The 15,909-nt window shown below is 70.7% G+C and carries 11 protein-coding genes; 2 read left to right on the top strand and 9 right to left on the bottom strand.

Features of this window, described 5'->3' with window-relative positions:
- Positions 1-347: 347 nt before the first annotated feature.
- The 3 genes from I5Q34_RS07265 to thyX all read right to left on the bottom strand — a co-directional run bounded on the left by I5Q34_RS07265 (position 348) and on the right by thyX (position 4,064).
- On the bottom strand, positions 348-2,033 hold the full coding sequence (locus tag I5Q34_RS07265; RefSeq protein ID WP_199891311.1) for a ribonuclease J: 1,686 nt from the start codon (positions 2,031-2,033) through the stop codon (positions 348-350).
- Positions 2,034-2,215: 182 nt separating this feature from the next.
- Entirely contained in the window at positions 2,216-3,115 is a 900-nt protein-coding gene (dapA, locus tag I5Q34_RS07260) for a 4-hydroxy-tetrahydrodipicolinate synthase (protein ID WP_199891310.1), read from the bottom strand.
- A 187-nt stretch (positions 3,116-3,302) separates the two neighbouring features.
- A complete protein-coding gene (gene thyX / locus I5Q34_RS07255; RefSeq protein ID WP_234428465.1) occupies positions 3,303-4,064 on the bottom strand; it encodes an FAD-dependent thymidylate synthase in 762 nt (253 codons plus the stop codon).
- Between the two features lie 182 nt (positions 4,065-4,246).
- Between thyX and I5Q34_RS07250 the strand changes: the two genes are divergently transcribed.
- Entirely contained in the window at positions 4,247-4,486 is a 240-nt protein-coding gene (locus I5Q34_RS07250; protein WP_199891308.1) for a hypothetical protein, read from the top strand.
- Positions 4,487-4,542: 56 nt separating this feature from the next.
- On the opposite strand, the gene I5Q34_RS07245 is transcribed toward I5Q34_RS07250, so the two are convergent.
- The 6 genes from I5Q34_RS07245 to eccD all read right to left on the bottom strand — a co-directional run bounded on the left by I5Q34_RS07245 (position 4,543) and on the right by eccD (position 11,621).
- Positions 4,543-4,995 (bottom strand): hypothetical protein, encoded by a 453-nt coding sequence (locus tag I5Q34_RS07245; RefSeq protein ID WP_199891307.1) that lies wholly within the window; start codon positions 4,993-4,995, stop codon positions 4,543-4,545.
- Between the two features lie 4 nt (positions 4,996-4,999).
- Entirely contained in the window at positions 5,000-5,752 is a 753-nt protein-coding gene (dapB, locus tag I5Q34_RS07240) for a 4-hydroxy-tetrahydrodipicolinate reductase (RefSeq protein ID WP_199891306.1), read from the bottom strand.
- A gap of 45 nt (positions 5,753-5,797) precedes the next feature.
- On the bottom strand, positions 5,798-7,177 hold the full coding sequence (locus I5Q34_RS07235; protein ID WP_199891305.1) for a pitrilysin family protein: 1,380 nt from the start codon (positions 7,175-7,177) through the stop codon (positions 5,798-5,800).
- Positions 7,174-9,396 (bottom strand): polyribonucleotide nucleotidyltransferase, encoded by a 2,223-nt coding sequence (locus I5Q34_RS07230; RefSeq protein ID WP_199891304.1) that lies wholly within the window; start codon positions 9,394-9,396, stop codon positions 7,174-7,176. Before I5Q34_RS07230 ends, I5Q34_RS07235 begins: the two co-directional genes overlap by 4 nt.
- Positions 9,397-9,686: 290 nt before the next feature.
- The gene (gene rpsO, locus I5Q34_RS07225) at positions 9,687-9,974 is read right to left on the bottom strand and encodes a 30S ribosomal protein S15 (protein WP_199891303.1); all 288 of its coding nucleotides are present in this window, start codon (positions 9,972-9,974) and stop codon (positions 9,687-9,689) included.
- Between the two features lie 180 nt (positions 9,975-10,154).
- Positions 10,155-11,621: a type VII secretion integral membrane protein EccD gene (eccD, locus tag I5Q34_RS07220; protein WP_199891302.1), complete on the bottom strand. Its 1,467-nt coding sequence runs from the start codon at positions 11,619-11,621 to the stop codon at positions 10,155-10,157.
- A gap of 207 nt (positions 11,622-11,828) precedes the next feature.
- Here eccD and eccCa point away from each other — a divergent pair, with 207 nt between their 5' ends.
- Positions 11,829-15,809, top strand: a complete 3,981-nt coding sequence (eccCa, locus tag I5Q34_RS07215; protein WP_199891301.1) for a type VII secretion protein EccCa — start codon at positions 11,829-11,831, stop codon at positions 15,807-15,809.
- Positions 15,810-15,909 lie beyond the last annotated feature (100 nt).

Genomic DNA, 15,909 nt, shown 5'->3' with positions numbered 1-15,909 from the left:
TGTTGAGTTCTCAAGGAACGGACGCTTCCTTCGTACTCACCGAGACTCACTCTCGGCTTTCCTCCGGGCGCTTCCCTTCGGTGTTTCCAACCTTACCAGACCCGATTTCTCGTTTCCGGCCCCCTGTCGGAGCGGGGTTCGCCTTCTCGCTTTCGCTTTCCGGCGATTCCGACTTTATCAGATCCCATTCGGTTCCGATTCGGTCGGGATTTCCATCCGCCGATCAGGAGCGCCCTCGCGCCGAAGCGCTTCAGGGTTCCCGTCGCGGTGGAGCCGTAAACGTACTGGACGGCCGCGCCCGGATGCAAATCGGCTCCGGGGCGACCGCCCGTACGACTGACGCTCCGTCAGACCTCGATGACCACCGGCAGGATCATCGGACGGCGGCGGTACTGGTCGGAGACCCAGCGGCCCACCGCGCGCCGGACCAGCTGCTGGAGCTGGTGGGGCTCGGCGACGCCGTCGGCGGCTGCCTTGGCGATGGCCTCCTCGATCTTGGGCACGACCGCGGCGAACGACGCGTCGTCGATGCCGGAGCCGCGGGCCTGGATCTGCGGGCCGCTCACGACCTTGCCGGTCGTGCTGTCCACGACCACGTAGACCGAGATGATGCCTTCCTCGCCGAGGATGCGCCGGTCCTTGAGCGAGGACTCGGTGACGTCGCCGACGGACAGGCCGTCCACGTAGACGTAACCGGCCTGGACCTTGCCGACGATCCGCGCGCGGCCGTCCACCAGGTCGACCACCACGCCGTCCTCGGCGATGACGATGTGGTCCTTGGGGATGCCGGTGAGCGCACCGAGCTCGGCGTTGGCCCGCAGGTGGCGCCATTCGCCGTGCACCGGCATGAGGTTCTTCGGCTTGCAGATGTTGTAGAAGTACAGCAGCTCGCCCGCGGAGGCGTGGCCCGAGACGTGGACTCGCGCGTTGCCCTTGTGAACGACGTTGGCACCCCACCGGGTCAGGCCGTTGATCACGCGGTAGACCGCGTTCTCGTTGCCCGGGATGAGGGACGAGGCCAGGATCACGGTGTCGCCGGCGACGATCCGGATCTGGTGGTCGCGGTTGGCCATCCGGGACAGCGCCGCCATCGGCTCGCCCTGGGAGCCCGTGCAGACGAGCACGACCTCCTCGTCCGGCAGGTCGTCGAGCGCCTTGACGTCGACGACGAGACCGGCCGGCACCCGCAGGTAGCCCAGGTCACGGGCGATGCCCATGTTGCGGACCATGGAGCGGCCAACGAAGGCGACACGGCGGCCGTACTCGTGGGCCGCGTCCAGGATCTGCTGGATGCGGTGGACGTGGCTGGCGAAGCTGGCCACGATGATGCGCTTCTGGGCGCCGGCGAAGACCGTCCGCAGCACGTTGGAGATGTCGCGCTCCGGCGGGACGAAGCCGGGGACCTCGGCGTTGGTGGAGTCCACCAGCAGCAGGTCGATGCCCTCCTCGCCGAGCCGCGCGAAGGCGGGCAGGTCGGTGAGGCGGCGGTCCAGCGGGAGCTGGTCCATCTTGAAGTCGCCGGTGTGCACGGCCATGCCGGCCGGAGTGCGGATGGCGACGGCAAGGGCGTCCGGGATGGAGTGGTTGACCGCCACGAACTCGCAGTCGAAGGGGCCGATGCGCTCGCGGTGGCCCTCCACGACCTCGAGGGTGTACGGGCGGATGCGGTGCTCCTGGAGCTTCGCCTCGATCAGGGCGAGGGTCAGCTTGGAGCCGATCAGCGGGATGTCCGGCCGCTCGCGCAGCAGGTACGGGACACCGCCGATGTGGTCCTCGTGGCCGTGCGTGAGCACGATGCCTTCGATGTCGTCGAGACGGTCCCTGACGGACGTGAAGTCCGGCAGGATCAGATCAACTCCGGGCTGCTCCTCCTCGGGGAAGAGCACTCCGCAGTCGACGATCAGCAGACGGCCGTCGTACTCGAAGACCGTCATGTTGCGGCCGATCTCGCCGAGGCCGCCGAGCGGGGTGACGCGCAGGCCGCCCTTGGGGAGCTTCGGCGGGGGACCTAGTTCAGGGTGCGGGTGACTCAAAAGACTCTCCTCACCACACACGCCACATGTCTCTGGGACACATGGCGCGCGTGACATTTGTGCACTTGCAGTTGTTTCGGTATGGAGTTGTGGACATCACTGTCCGGGTTACCGGTGTTCAGTTGTGAAGCCTGAGTCTGTGTGCGGTCGTCTCGCGACGGACGCGGACGGGCCTGCCCCTGCTAGAGCTGTACCCCGCCGGCGGAGAGATCGCGCTTGAGCCGCTCGGTCTGCTCGGGGCCGAGCTCGACGAGCGGCAGCCGCAGCGGACCGGCGGGCAGCCCCTGGAGCGCGAGGGCCCGCTTGGTGGTGATCACGCCCTGGGCGCGGAACATCCCGGTGTAGACCGGGAGCAGCCGCTGGTGGACGGCGGTCGCCTTGGCGACGTCGCCCGAGAGGTGGGCCTCCAGCAGCGCCCGCAGCTCCGGGGCGACGAGGTGGCCGACCACGGAGACGAAGCCGACGGCACCCACGGACAGGAGCGGCAGGTTGAGCATGTCGTCGCCCGAGTACCAGGCGAGACCGCTGCGGGTGAGGGCCCAGCTGGCGCTGCCGAGGTCGCCCTTGGCGTCCTTGTTGGCGACGATGCGCGGGTGCTCGGCGAGCCGGACGATCGTCTCCGTCTCGATCGCGGTGCCGCTGCGGCCCGGGATGTCGTAGAGCATCACCGGGAGGCCGGTGGCGTCGGCGATCGCGGTGAAGTGGCGGTACAGGCCCTCCTGCGGGGGCTTGTTGTAGTAGGGCGTCACGGCGAGCAGGCCGTGGGCTCCGGCGGCCTCCGCGGCACGGGCGAGCTCCACGCTGTGCCATGTGTCGTTGGTACCGGCTCCGGCCACGACGTGGGCACGGTCTCCGACGGCCTCCACGACCGCCCGTACGAGCTGGGACTTCTCCGCATCGGTGGTGGTGGGCGACTCGCCGGTGGTGCCGTTGACGACGAGGCCGTCGTTGCCGGCGTCGACCAGGTGAGCGGCGAGCCGCTGCGCGCCGTCGAGGTCGAGGGCGCCGTCGGAGGTGAACGGGGTGACCATCGCGGTCAGGACACGTCCGAAGGGCGTCTGCGGTGTGGAGATCGGAGCCATGGGGGCCACGCTACTCGTTGCTCACCGTGAGGTACTCCCTCGGGGAGTGCGAAAGGGATCCCGGCACTGCCTGCTCGGGGGTTCAAACAGTGCCGGGCCCGTTTGTTCAGCCTAAATGAAGAGGCCGAAATGCCGCAATACGGGCAATCTGGATCATTCATTCGCCCATGTCAGGGCGGGTGTCGCACTACGGAGCGACGCGGCCGTTCTTGTTGAAGGCGGCGTAGGTCAGCGGCATGAGCTTGGCCCACTCCGCCTCCATCAGCTCACCCACCATCTCGATCTCCCGCTGCGGGAAGGAGGGGACGGTGGACAGCTCGTGCTGGGTGCGCAGGTTGAGGAAGTGCATCAGCGAGCGGGCGTTGCACGTGGCGTACATCGACGAGAAGAGGCCGACCGGGAGGACGGAGCGGGCCACCTCGCGGGCGACGCCGGCCTCCAGCATCTCCTGGTACGCCGCGTAGGCGTCCAGGTAGGACTTCTCCATGGCGCGGCTGGTCAGCTCGTGCTGCTCGTCGGTGCCCTCGACGAAGACGTACTTGCCGGGGCGGCCCTCCTGGACCAGCTTGCGGTCCTTGCCCGGGACGTAGAAGACCGGCTGGAGCTCCCGGTAGCGGCCCGACTCCTCGTTGTACGACCAGCCCACGCGGTGGCGCATGAACTCGCGGAAGACGAAGATCGGCGCGTTGATGAAGAAGGTCATCGAGTTGTGCTCGAAGGGGCTGCCGTGACGGTCCCGCATCAGGTAGTTGATCAGACCCTTGGACCGCTCCGGATCCTTGGTGATCTCTTCGAGGGACTGCTCACCGGCCGTGGAGACACGGGCCGCCCACAGGACGTCGCTGTCGGCGGCGCTGTGCTTGACCAGCTCGACGGTGACGTCGCTGCGGAATGTGGGCTTGGTGTCCTCGGTGGTGCTCTCGGTCACCGCGGGTCCTTCCAGTCGCATTTGCTCGGGCGCGCCCAGCCTAAGGGCCACCACTGACAACGGCCCCGCTCACGGCGCGCACCGCGCCCCAGGGGCGACCGCGGTAGAGATTTTTCACAGAAGTCGCCGAATTCGGGCACCAGAGCGGCCGTTCGCGCGTCCTTATGTGTGACAGCCCACTTCGAGGTTCCTAGGAGAGCTTCATGTTCCGCCGGCGAGAGCCCGTACCGTTCGCCTTCGTCGCCGAGTCCGAGCGCTATCGCAGCAATGTCACGCCGCCGCCCAGGAGCCGTGCCAGCCGCTCGCAGATAGCCGGGCGGGTGCTCATGGGGCTGACGGTCACCGCGGGGCTGGTCGGGGCGCTGCTGTTCGGGCTGCCCGCGATGGACACGAGCGCGCAGAGCCCTCAGCACGCGCAGAGTTCGCAGGCGTCCAACCGCTGAGCCGACCGGCCGAAAAAGGGCCCGGCCACCGCGAGGTGGCCGGGCCCTTGTGCGTCCTACGCGCGCACCGGCTTCCCGTCGTGCAGCGCGATCGCCCGCTGCATGGCCTTGCGGGCCCGCGGGGTGTCCCGTGCGTCGTGGTAGGCGACCGCGAGCCGGAACCAGGCCCGCCAGTCGCCCGGGGCGGCCTCGGTCTCGGCCCGGCGGCGGGCGAAGACCTCGTCCGCCGCGTCACGGTCGATCCGGCCGCTCGGCGTCCGCGCGAGGTCGTCGACGGGCAGTCCGCCCTCGGCCTCCAGCTCCCGGGCCAGCCGGTTGGCGTCCCGGGCGAACTTGGTGGTCTGGTACAGGAACCAGGCCCCGATGAACGGCAGGACCAGCACCGCGACACCGAAGGCGACGGTGATCGCGGTGCCCTGCTCGATGAGCATCACGCCGCGGCTGCCGACCAGGACGAAGTAGACGACCAGGACGGCGGCCAGCGCGAAATAGACGACCTTCGCACGCATCGTGTCAGCCCAGATCCAGGAAGTGCTCGAGGCCGAAGGTCAGCCCCGGGGTCTGCGTCACACGACGGGCGCCCAGCAGGATGCCCGGCATGAAGCAGCTGTGGTGCAGCGAGTCGTGCCGGATGGTCAGCGTCTCGCCTGCGTCGCCGAACAGCACCTCCTGGTGGGCCAGGAGCCCGCGCAGCCGGACGGCGTGCACGGGCACCCCGTCGACGTCGGCGCCGCGGGCGCCCGGCAGGCCGTGCGTGGTCGGGTCCTGCTGACGCTCCAGCCCGGCCGCGTCCCGGGCCGCCGCGATCAGCTGCGCGGTGCGGGTGGCGGTGCCCGAGGGGGCGTCGGCCTTCTTGGTGTGGTGCAGCTCGACGACCTCTACCGATTCGAAGAACCGGGCCGCCTGCTGGGCGAAGGCCATGGTCAGCACCGCGCCGATCGAGAAGTTCGGCGCGATGAGCACGCCGGTCGACGGGGATCCGGCCAGCCAGGAGCGCAGCAGCGCGAGCCGGTCCTCGGTCCAGCCGGTGGTCCCGACGACGCCGTGGATGCCGTTGCGGACGCAGAACTCCAGGTTCTCCATCACGGAGTCGGGGTGGGTCAGCTCGACCGCGACCTGGGCGCCGGCCTCGGTGAGGGCCTCCAGGCTGTCGCCCCGGCCCAGCGCCGCCACCAACTCCATGTCGTCCGCGGCCTCGACGGCCCGGACGGCCTCGGAGCCGATGCGGCCCCGGGCGCCGATGACCGCCACGCGCAGCTTGCTCATCGTTCCTGCTTCCTCGATACGAACTCAGGCAGTGGTTGCAGTGGGTTAGGAAACGGCCTCGTCCAGGCGCGCGGCCTGCTTGTCCTTCAGCGGTCCGATGACGGACAGCGAAGGACGCTGCCCCAGTACATCGCGGGCCACCGCGCGGACCTCGTCCGGGGTGACCGCCGAGATGCGGGCCAGCATGTCGTCGACCGACATCTGCTCGCCCCAGCACAGCTCGCTCTTGCCGATGCGGTTCATCAGCGCTCCGGTGTCCTCCAGGCCGAGGACGGTGGAGCCGGCGAGCTGGCCGACGGCGCGGCCGATCTCATCGTCGGACAGGCCCTCGGAGGCCACCAGGTCGAGCTGGTCGCGGCAGATCCGCAGCACGTCGTGCACCTGGTTCGGGCGGCAGCCGGCGTAGACGCCGAACAGGCCGCAGTCGGCGAACCCGGAGGTGTACGAGTACACCGAGTACGCCAGTCCGCGCTTCTCGCGGACCTCCTGGAAGAGCCGCGAGCTCATGCCGCCGCCGAGCGCCGTGTTGAGCACCCCGAGCGCCCAGCGCCGCTCGTCGGTGCGGGCCAGGCCGGGCATGCCGAGGACGACGTGCGCCTGCTCGGTCTTGCGGCCCAGCAGCTCGACCCGGCCGGCCGTGCGGATCGTCCTGGCGCCGGAGCGCGGGGCGACGGGCACGGCGTCCGTGCGGCCCAGCGCGCCGGCCTTCTCGAAGGCGGCGCGCACCTGGCGGACGACCTTGGCGTGGTCCACGTTGCCCGCGGCGGCCACGACCAGGCGCGTCGGGTCGTAGTGCTTCTTGTAGAAGCGGGCGACCTGGTCGCGGCCGAGCGCGTTGATCGTGTCGACGGTGCCGAGGACCGGGCGGCCGAGCGGGGTGTCGCCCAGCATGGTGTGCGCGAACAGGTCGTGCACGCAGTCGCCGGGGTCGTCCTCGGTCATGGCGATCTCTTCGAGGATCACCCCGCGCTCGGCGTCCACGTCCGCCGGGTCGATCAGCGAGCCGGTGAGCATGTCGCAGACGACGTCGATGGCCAGCGGCAGATCGGTGTCGAGCACTCGCGCGTAGTAGCACGTGTACTCCTTGGCCGTGAAGGCGTTCATCTCGCCGCCGACCGCGTCGATCGCGGACGAGATGTCGAGCGCGCTGCGCTTGCGGGTGCCCTTGAAGAGCAGGTGCTCCAGGTAGTGCGTGGCGCCGTTGAGGGCCGGGGTCTCGTCGCGGGACCCCACGTTGGCCCAGATGCCGAAGGTGGCGGAGCGCACCGACGGCAGGGTCTCGGTGACGATCCGCAGACCGCCGGGGAGGGTGGTCCGGCGGACCGTGCCGATGCCGTTCTCACCCTGGAGAAGCGTTTGGGTACGGGCGACGGCCCGCCCCTCCGAGGAGGTGCGGGCCGTCTTCCGTGCGCTACGGGACGTCACTTGGCGGACTCGTCCTTGCCGTCGGTGGCGTTCTCGTCCTCGCCCTCGATCACGGGGATCAGGGAGAGCTTGCCGCGCTGGTCGATCTCGGCGATCTCGACCTGGACCTTGGCGCCGACGCCGAGGACGTCCTCGACGTTCTCGACGCGCTTGCCGCCGGCCAGCTTGCGGATCTGCGAGATGTGCAGCAGACCGTCCTTGCCCGGCATGAGCGAGACGAACGCGCCGAAGGTGGTGGTCTTGACGACCGTACCCAGGTAGCGCTCGCCGACCTCCGGCATGGTCGGGTTGGCGATCGAGTTGATCGTGGCGCGGGCGGCCTCGGCGGCCGGGCCGTCGGCGGCACCGATGTAGATGGTGCCGTCGTCCTCGATGGTGATCTCGGCGCCGGTGTCCTCCTGGATCTGGTTGATCATCTTGCCCTTGGGGCCGATGACCTCACCGATCTTGTCCACCGGGATCTTCACGGTGATGATCCGCGGGGCGTTGGGGGACATCTCGTCCGGCGTGTCGATGGCCTCCATCATCACGTCGAGGATGTGCAGGCGGGCGTCGCGGGCCTGCTTGAGGGCCGCGGCCAGGACAGAGGCCGGGATGCCGTCCAGCTTGGTGTCCAGCTGGAGGGCGGTCACGAACTCCTTGGTGCCGGCGACCTTGAAGTCCATGTCGCCGAAGGCGTCCTCCGCACCGAGGATGTCGGTGAGGGCGACGTAGTGCGTCTCGCCGTTGATCTCCTGGGAGATCAGGCCCATGGCGATGCCGGCGACCGGGGCCTTCAGAGGCACACCGGCGTTCAGCAGCGACATGGTGGAGGCGCAGACCGAGCCCATGGAGGTCGAGCCATTGGAGCCCAGCGCCTCGGAGACCTGGCGGATCGCGTAGGGGAACTCCTCGCGCGTCGGCAGCACGGGCATGATGGCCCGCTCGGCCAGGGCGCCGTGGCCGATCTCGCGGCGCTTCGGCGAACCGACGCGGCCGGTCTCACCGACGGAGTACGGCGGGAAGTTGTAGTTGTGCATGTAGCGCTTGCGGGTCACCGGGGAGAGGGTGTCCAGCTGCTGCTCCATGCGGAGCATGTTCAGGGTGGTGACGCCCAGGATCTGGGTCTCGCCACGCTCGAACAGCGCGGAGCCGTGCACCCGCGGGATGGCCTCGACCTCGGCGGCCAGCGTGCGGATGTCGGTGACACCGCGGCCGTCGATGCGCTTCTTCTCCTTGATGACGCGCTCGCGGACCAGGGACTTGGTCAGCGAACGGTACGCGGCGGAGATCTCCTTCTCGCGGCCCTCGAACTCCGGGAGGAGCTTCTCGGCGGCGAGGCCCTTGACGCGGTCCAGCTCGGCCTCGCGCTCCTGCTTGCCGGCGATGGTCAGCGCCTGGGCGAGCTCGGGGCGGACGGCGGCGCTGAGCGCCTCCAGGACGTCGTCCTGGTAGTCCAGGAAGACCGGGAACTCGCCGGTCGGCTTGGCGGCCTTCGCGGCGAGGTCGGCCTGGGCCTTGCAGAGGACCTTGATGAAGGGCTTCGCGGCCTCCAGACCGGCGGCGACGACCTCCTCGGTCGGCGCCTCGGCGCCGCCCTCGACCAGCTTGATGGTCTTCTCGGTGGCCTCGGCCTCGACCATCATGATCGCGACGTCGCCGTCCTCCAGGGCGCGGCCCGCGACGACCATGTCGAAGACGGCGTCCTCGAGCTCGGTGTGCGTCGGGAAGGCCACCCACTGGCCGCTGATCAGCGCGACGCGGACGCCGCCGATCGGGCCGGAGAAGGGCAGGCCGGCCAGCTGCGTGGACGCGGACGCGGCGTTGATCGCCACGACGTCGTACAGGTGGTCGGGGTTGAGGGCCATGATCGTGGCGACGACCTGGATCTCGTTGCGCAGGCCCTTCTTGAAGGACGGGCGCAGCGGGCGGTCGATCAGGCGGCAGGTGAGGATCGCGTCCTCGGAGGGCCGGCCCTCACGGCGGAAGAAGGAACCGGGGATCTTCCCGGCGGCGTACATCCGCTCCTCGACGTCGACGGTCAGCGGGAAGAAGTCCAGCTGGTCCTTGGGCGTCTTGGAGGCGCTGGTGGCCGACAGCACCATGGTGTCGTCGTCCAGGTACGCGACGGCGGAGCCGGCGGCCTGCTTGGCCAGGCGGCCCGTCTCGAAGCGAATGGTGCGGGTGCCGAAGGTGCCGTTGTCGATGACGGCCTCGGCGTAGTGGGTCTCGTTCTCCACTAGCGTTTTCTCCTCGTCTTCGTCCTCCCCGCCCGTGTGACGGAGGGACGCTGGCGGAGGGCGCCCTGTGCTCTGTGCGGGCCGGTCTTCGATCGAAGCACCCGGAATTCCCCGTTCCGGGGGCCACTACCGAGGACCGGCGGAGAGGCTGGCGCTCCTCCTCGTTCATGATTCTGTCGTTATGCCGTGCGTTGTGCCGTTGTGGGACCAGACTACAAAGCTTCCGCGTCCCACGAGATACGCAAAGGGAGCGGCTCCCCAAAGGTGGGAACCGCTCCCTTCACCGCGTCTTACTTGGCGCCCGCGGCACCGCGGCGGATGCCGAGGCGCTCGACCAGGGCGCGGAAGCGCGTGATGTCCTTCTTGGCCAGGTACTGCAGCAGACGGCGACGCTGGCCGACCAGCAGCAGCAGACCACGGCGGGAGTGGTGGTCGTGCTTGTGGGCCTTGAGGTGCTCGGTCAGGTCCGAGATGCGGCGGGTCAGCAGCGCGACCTGGACCTCGGGGGAGCCGGTGTCGCCCTCCTTGGTGGCGAACTCGGACATGATCTGCTTCTTCGTAGCGGCGTCGAGCGACACGCGATACTCCTTCTGAGTCTCGTTTCGGCCACCGAGTGCCCCTGGTCTGTGTCTCAGGGGGGCTTCCGTTACTCGGGAGGCGGGGTCCGCTGGGCGCTGTCCCCAGATGCCGTGAACGGCGGTCCGGAGGCGCGTACACATACGGCCGTCACACAGAGTACCAGCCGCGCGGCGGAGCCCTCACCCACTGGTCATGCTCCGGGCCGCGGAGTACACGTCCAGGACCGCCAGGCACAGCGGCACCAGGGCGAGCAGGAAGGCGCTCTCGGCGAGGTCGGAGAGGCGGCCCCAGAACGGGGACAGTCCCTTCTTCGGGACGATCAGCGCGACGCCGACGATCAGGGCGGCCCCGGCGGCGACGGCCGCGGCGAGCCAGACGGTGTGGACGTCGAGCGGGCCGCGGTCGCCCTCCAGCATCGCCTGCAGGGCACCCATCGGCGGGTTGAGGGACAGCCCCAGCACGAGCAGGCCCAGCGCCGCCAGACCGGCCCCGAGGACCGCCGCCACCTGGGCGGTGTAGCGGAAGAGGCGGGCGCGCAGCAGCATCGCGATGCCGGTGGCCAGGGCCAGCAGCTGGGCCCACATGTCGTGGGAGAAGCCGAGCACGGCGGCCGTGCCGGCCACGACCGCCGAGCTGCCGCCGACCAGGCCGAGCAGCATCTCGTGGCCGCGCCGGGCCTGGGCCGCTATGCGGTCCGCGTCCACCGGCTCGCCGGCCGGGGCGCCCGGCTCCCGGTCGAGGTCGTCCGCCGCGGCCGAACGGGGGGCGGCGTAGCCGATGGGCAGCCGGGCGACGCGGGCCGACAGGCCGGGCAGGAAGGCGACGGCGCCGATCGCGACGACGGCGCAGACGGCCGCGGTGTCGGTGGGGCTCGCCCCGGTGAGGATCGCGACGAACGTGGCGACCGTGCCGACGGCCGAGGCGAAGACCGCGGCGACGAAGGGGGCGTCCCCGCTCGGCACGACGGCGGCCAGGGCGACCGAGGCGACGAGGACGGTGACGCACCCGAGGAGGAACTGCAGCCGGCCCACGCCCTCGCCGGCCGGCAGGGAGAGCAGCCCGGAGCCCGCGATCATCAGGTGCGGCAGGGCGGACAGGCCCATCGCGACGGCGGAGGCCCGGTCGTCGTAGACCCGGGCGCGCACGCCCGCCAGCGCGGTCAGCAGGACGCCGACGGCGGCCGCGATGATGCCGGGCAGGCCGTGCATGTCGTGCCGGACCGGGTCGGCGAACCAGAGGACGAAGCCCAGCAGCACCAGGAGCAGCGCGCCGCCGAAGAGGCCCGAGGCGCGCAGCAGCCGCTCGCTCCACAGGGTGCGGTCGCGGGCGACGGCCGAGGCGACGGCGTCGGCGACGTCGTCGTACACGGCGGGCGGCAGCGACTCGGTGAACGGGCGCAGGCGCAGGAGCGCGCCGTCGAGCACGCGCTGGGCGGCCAGCGAGCGCGCCGGTTCCAGCGCGGCGCCGTCGGTGCCCACCAGGTGGTAGCCGGGCGGGGTGGTGCCCTGGGGGGCATGGCCGCTCAGCCGCAGGACCTCGGGGAGGAGGTCGGCGACGGCGACGTCGTCGGGGAGGGCGACGTCGATCCGGCTGTCGGGAGCGACGACCGTCACTCGGCAGAAACCGGTCGTTGTGGTCGAACTCACCTGGAGGGCCCCCTCGTTGCCTGCTGTCGCTCCGTCACGCACGGGTCGTTCGTGCTCGCTGTGCCCTGTGGTGACGGGACGGCACGATACCCGCCGCCCCCGTTGTCAGTGGCACGTAGGATCATCGTTCGCGCGGAGACAGGCCCACTTGCCAAGGGGGCGCCGGTCCTCAGCTGCCCAGGCCGTACCGAGGGATTGATTACGCCGGTGAGTCAGATCGTCGTCAAACGCCCGCCCCGGGTCATGCCACCCGAGCCCGAAGCGGAGCAGCTGCAGCTCGAGTCCCCTCCCGAACTGCCCCGGGGGCAGCAGGAGGGCATGGCCATGCAGCTGCTGCCGATGCTGGGCATGGGCTCGTCCGTCGTCTTCTTCTTCATGCCGGGCACCCAGCCCTTCATGAAGATCATGGGCGTGATGATGCTGGCCTCGACGGTGGCGATGGCCGTCGCGCAGCTCATCCGCTACCGCAAGGGCACGCAGGGCGCGGCCGCCGACGGGCGCCGCGACTACCTCAAGTACCTGGCCCAGACCCGGCGGAAGGTGCGGCGCACGGCCGCCGCCCAGCGCGACGCCCAGTTCTATCTGCACCCCGGTCCCGACCAGCTGTGGGCCCTGGTCGCCGAGCGCGGCCGGCTGTGGGAACGCCGCGTTTCCGACAAGGACTTCGGGCAGGTCCGCATCGGCCTGGGGCCGCAGCAGCTGTGGACGCCGCTGGTGGCGCCGACCACGGCGCCCGTGGACGAGCTGGAGCCGCTGGCGGCGGGCGCCATGCAGCAGTTCCTGGCGACGCACGGCTCGCTGGACGGGCTGCCGGTGGCCGTCTCGCTGCGCGCCTTCTACCACGTGGTGATATCCGGCGAGGCCGACTCCGTGCGCGGTGCGGCCCGTTCGATGGTGGCCGGTCTCGTCGCGCTGCACTCCCCCGACGACCTGGTCGTCGCGGTCGTCACGGCCAAGGACGTGGCGCCGGAGTGGGACTGGACCAAGTGGCTGCCGCACACCCAGGCGCCCGGCACGGCCGACGGCGCCGGCACCAAGCGGCTGTTCGGCGACGACCTGCCCGAGGTGGAGGAGCTGCTGGGCAAGCGGCTGGAGGGCCGCCCCCGGTTCGGCCGGGAGGGCCAGCCGCTGCTGGACCAGCCGCACGTCGTGGTCGTGCTCGACGGCGGCCTGGTGCCGCCCGACTCCCTGCTGGCCTCCGCCGAGGGCCTCCAGGGCGTGACCGTCCTGGAGATCGCCCCGGGCGAGGAGGACGAGCCGCGCGGCGGCCTGTCCGTCACGGTGCGCCCGGGCAAGCTGCGCCTGGAGTCGGCGACGGCCACGTACCTGGGCGTCCCCGACCACCTCTCCGTCCCCGCCGCCGAGGCGCTCGGCCGGCAGCTGGCCCCGCTGTGCCTGGGCGGCGGCGCGGACGACGAGGAACCGCTGCTCGCCAACCTCGACTTCACCGACCTGCTGGGCCTGGGCGACGCCGCCTCCGTGGAGACCGCCACCACCTGGCGGCCGCGCTCGCGCGCCGAGCGGCTGCGCGTGCCCATCGGCGTCGGCGAGGACGGCACGCCCGTCATGCTCGACCTCAAGGAGGCCGCGGAGGACGGCATGGGTCCGCACGGCCTGTGCGTCGGCGCGACCGGTTCCGGCAAGTCCGAGCTGCTGCGCACCCTGGTCCTGGGGCTGGCGGTCACGCACTCCTCCGAGAACCTCAACTTCGTCCTCGCCGACTTCAAGGGCGGTGCGACGTTCTCCGGCATGGCCGAAATGCCGCACGTCGCCGCGGTCATCACCAACCTCGCCGACGACCTCACCCTCGTGGACCGCATGCGCGACTCCATCACCGGTGAGCTCCAGCGGCGCCAGGAGCTGCTGCGCGCGGCGGGCAACTACGCCAACCTCAACGACTACGAGAAGGCGCGGGCGGCCGGGGCCCCGCTGGAGCCGCTGGCCTCGCTGGTGCTCGTCATCGACGAGTTCAGCGAGCTGCTGACGGCCAAGCCGGACTTCATCGACATGTTCATCCAGATCGGCCGCATCGGCCGGTCGCTGGGCGTCCACCTCCTGCTGGCCTCGCAGCGCCTGGAGGAGGGCCGGCTGCGCGGCCTGGACACGTATCTGTCGTACCGCATCGGTCTGCGCACCTTCTCCGCCGCCGAGTCGCGCACGGCGCTGGGCGTGCCGGACGCGTACCACCTTCCGTCGGTGCCCGGCTCCGGCTACCTGAAGTTCGGCACCGACGAGATGACGCGGTTCAAGGCCGCGTACGTCTCCGGTACGTACCGGGACGGCGCCGCCTCGCTGACCCGCAGCGGGCCGCTGCCGACGGATCGCCGGCCGGTGCTGTTCACCGCGGCGCCCGTGCCCGTGCGCTATCAGGCGCCCGACCCCGACTTCCGCTGGGCGCCGACGCGTTCCGACGACGACGCGCTCGCCGACACCGTCCTCGACGTCATCGTCCGGCGGCTGGAGGGCCAGGGCCCGGCCGCCCATCAGGTGTGGCTGCCGCCGCTGACCAAGGCGCCCTCCCTCGACCAGCTGGTGCCCCAGCTGACGGCGACCCCGGAGCGCGGGCTGCACTGCCCCGACCCGGCGGCGAGCGGCGGGCTGCGGGTGCCGCTGGGCCTGCTCGACAAGCCCTTCGAGCAGCGCCGCGACGTCCTCGTCCGCGACTTCTCGGGCGCGGCCGGCCACATGCTGATCGTCGGTGGCCCCCGGTCCGGCAAGTCCACGCTGCTGCGCACCCTCGTCGGCGGCTTCGCGCTCACGCACACCCCGCACGAGGTGCAGTTCTACGGGCTGGACTTCGGCGGCGGCGGGCTGGGCTCGATGGAGGAGCTGCCGCACGTCGGCGGCGTCGCCTCCCGGCTCGATCCCGAGAAGGTGCGCCGCACGGTCGCCGAGGTGACGGGCATCCTCAACCGGCGGGAGGAGTTCTTCCGCGACCACAACATCGACTCCATCGCCACGTACCGCCGCCTGCGCGCGGCCGGCCGGCTCCCCGACGAGCCCTGGGGCGACGTCTTCCTCGTCATCGACGGCTGGCAGACATTCAAGACGGACTACGAGATGCTGGAGCCTTATATAGCGGACATCACCACCCGCGGCCTCGGCCTCGGCGTCCACCTGGTGGTGACGGTCTCCCGCTACATGGAGATGCGGGCCGCGCTGAAGGACCAGTTCCTCAGCCGGCTGGAGCTGCGGCTCGGCGACCCGCTCGACTCCGAGCTCGACCGCAAGATCGCGGTCAACGTGCCGGTGGGCGTGCCCGGGCGCGGCATCACCGCGGAGAAGCTGCACTTCCTCGCCGGTCTGCCGCGCATCGACGGCGGTTCGGGCGGCGGGGACGACCTCTCCGACGCGACGGCCGCGTTCGTCAAGGCGGTCGGCGACGCCTGGCCGGGCCCGCACGCGCCGCAGGTGCGCATGCTGCCGCGGCTGTTGTCGGTGCGCGAGCTGCCGGACGGCCACGCCCATCCGGAGCGCGGCGTCGCCATCGGCCTGGACGAGATGAACCTCGCGCCCGTCTTCGTCAACTTCGACACCGATCCGTTCTTCGCGGTCTACGGCGAGAGCGAGTCGGGCAAGACGGCGCTGCTGCGGCTGCTCATCAAGCAGCTGACCGAGCGCTACACGCCGCAGGAGGCACTGTTCTGCGTCGGCGACTACCGGCGCAGCCTGCTGGAGTGCGTGCCCGAGCCGTATCTGGTCGGCTACTCCACCACGCAGAACGCCTTCGACCAGTACCTCACCGACATGAACACCCTCATCAGCAGCCGCATACCGGGCACGGACGTGACCCCGCAGCAGCTGCGCGACCGCAGCTGGTGGCGGGGCCCGCGGGCGTTCATCGTCGTGGACGACTACGACCTCGTCGCCACGTCCTCCGGCAACCCGATGGCCCAGCTGGTGGACAACCTGCCCTACGCCCGCGACGCCGGCGTCAACATCATCCTCGCCCGCAACAGCGCGGGCGCGGGCCGCTCTGCGTACGAGCAGTTCATCCAGCGCTTCAAGGAACTGGGCGCGCAGGGCGTGGTGTTGTCGGGCAACCCGAACGAGGGCGAGCTGCTGGGGAGCGTGAAGGCCCGGCCGCTGCCTGCGGGGCGGGGTCTGTTCGTGTCGAGGAAGGGCGGGGCATCGCTGGTGCAGACGGGGTGGGTGCCGACGGGCGAGCAGGGGTTTGGGGTGTTTTGAGTCGGTTGCCGGTTGGCTGGATCCGATCCCTGACTGACCGGGATTGATCGACTCGCGCGGAGCCCATGGGGTCTTATACGGCGTACAGGTGACGCTCGTC

The organism is Streptomyces sp. AV19 (assembly GCF_015999245.1).
In the GTDB taxonomy this organism is placed as follows: Bacteria; Actinomycetota; Actinomycetes; order Streptomycetales; family Streptomycetaceae; genus Streptomyces.
This window is presented reverse-complemented; position numbering and strand designations above follow the sequence as displayed.

Excerpts from the sequence above, each read along its gene's own strand:
- thyX (WP_234428465.1), bottom strand. The coding sequence starts at position 4,064 with ATGCGACTGGAAGGACCCGCGGTGACCGAGAGCACCACCGAGGACACC.
- dapA (WP_199891310.1), bottom strand. The coding sequence starts at position 3,115 with ATGGCTCCGATCTCCACACCGCAGACGCCCTTCGGACGTGTCCTGACC.
- I5Q34_RS07245 (WP_199891307.1), bottom strand. The coding sequence starts at position 4,995 with ATGCGTGCGAAGGTCGTCTATTTCGCGCTGGCCGCCGTCCTGGTCGTC.
- dapB (WP_199891306.1), bottom strand. The coding sequence starts at position 5,752 with ATGAGCAAGCTGCGCGTGGCGGTCATCGGCGCCCGGGGCCGCATCGGC.
- I5Q34_RS07250 (WP_199891308.1), top strand. The coding sequence starts at position 4,247 with ATGTTCCGCCGGCGAGAGCCCGTACCGTTCGCCTTCGTCGCCGAGTCC.